General features: G+C 64.1%; 2 pseudogenes. Both read left to right on the forward strand.

The annotated features are described in order from the left end of the window. Positions 1-106 precede the first annotated feature (106 nt). A pseudogene (locus tag AB4Y84_RS21355) lies at positions 107-1,009 on the forward strand (TrbI/VirB10 family protein); the annotation flags it as partial. Positions 1,010-1,021: 12 nt separating this feature from the next. Then, a pseudogene (locus tag AB4Y84_RS21360) lies at positions 1,022-1,537 on the forward strand (P-type DNA transfer ATPase VirB11); the annotation flags it as partial.

Genomic DNA, 1,537 nt, shown 5'->3' on the forward strand with positions numbered 1-1,537 from the left:
GCGGCGACGGTGCGCGGGTCGGTCCCACCGGCTCCTCGGGCAGCAACGGGAGCGGCTGGGCCACCGGAATCTGCCCAACGTGGGCGCAGACAATCCGGCCACGGCACCGATTCCGGTGGCCCAGCCGCTCCCGTTGCTGCCCGAGGAGCCGGTGGGACCGACCCGCGCACCGTCGCCGCTGAGCATGAGCGAGAGCGAAGGTCCGCGTGGCCCGACCCTGGCCGAGCGCCGCATGGGTGTGGGTAACGGAGGCTTCGTTGGTAACGGCGATGCTGTGGAAGGCCAGGCTGCACAGGGCGATGAGCTGACCCGTACCCTGCAGATGCAGGCGGCGATGATGGGCGGGCAGGCTGGCGCGCCAGCCAAGGTGCGTCGCGGACCGGATGTGGAAGATGTATCCAACGCCAGTTACATCCGTAGCCCCGATGCGCTGCTGGTGCGAGGTACTTACCTGCGCTGCGTACTCGAAACCCGCATCATTACCGATATTGCAGGCTACACGTCCTGCTTGGTGACCGAGCCGGTCTATTCGATCAATGGCCGCAATCTGCTGCTGCCGAAGGGCTCGAAGATCTACGGTGCATACGGTGGCGGCCCCACTGGCAAGCGCGTTGAAGTCATCTGGGATCGCATCACCACCCCGAATGGCATCGACGTTGCCATGTCGAGCCCTGGCGTGGACCAGTTGGGTGGCGCCGGTCACCCGGGCCAGTACAGCGCTCACTGGGCCAGCCGCATCGGTTCGGCGCTGATGATCAGCCTGATTGCGGATGCGTTCAAGTACGCCGCCGCAGAGCATGGTCCGGAGTCGACCACCGTCGCCAGCAATGGGTTCGCTGTCCGCTCGCCCTATGAGAGCGCTACCGCGCGCACCATGGAGCGTCTGGCCAATGAGGCCCTTAGCGAAGGTCGTCGTCCGCCGACTGTCACCATCAACCAGGGCACGATCGTGAATGTCTACGTCGCAAAGGACGTTGATTTCACCAGCGTGCTGAACCCGCGCCGGTAACCCGGAACCATCATGGACGCCGAAGTGTCACCCCTCGCCCTCGTCTCCAGCGATTTCCTGCGCTATCAGTACGAAGTGCTGGGCATCGCCGAGTACATGACCTCGCCTGACGTGACGGAAATCTGCATCAACCGTCCGGGCGAGCTGTACCTGGAGACGCGGGCAGGGTGGCAGCATGTGGATGTGCCGGGTCTGACGTTCGAGCGGGCCCGGCAGTTCTGCACCGCGGTGGTCAACGAGAGCAACACCGGTCAGCGCATCACCGATGCCGATCCGGTGGTGTCCCTGACCTTCCCGACCGGGCAGCGCGCACAGTTCGTGATTCCGCCAGCCTGCGACGCCGGCAAGGTATCAATCACGATCCGTCTGCCGTCCAAGCACACCAAGTCACTTACCCAGTATCACGAAGATGGTTTCTTCAACCAGATTCTTGAGCAGGATGGAAGCCTCAGCGAGCAGGATCGCGAACTGCTGGAGCTGCGGCAGCAGCGTGAGTACGCCGAGTTCTTCAGGCGTGCGGTGATGTAC

Origin of the sequence: Stenotrophomonas sp. 2YAF22 (genome assembly GCF_052114665.1) — a bacterium.
In the GTDB taxonomy this organism is placed as follows: domain Bacteria; phylum Pseudomonadota; class Gammaproteobacteria; order Xanthomonadales; family Xanthomonadaceae; genus Stenotrophomonas; species Stenotrophomonas indicatrix.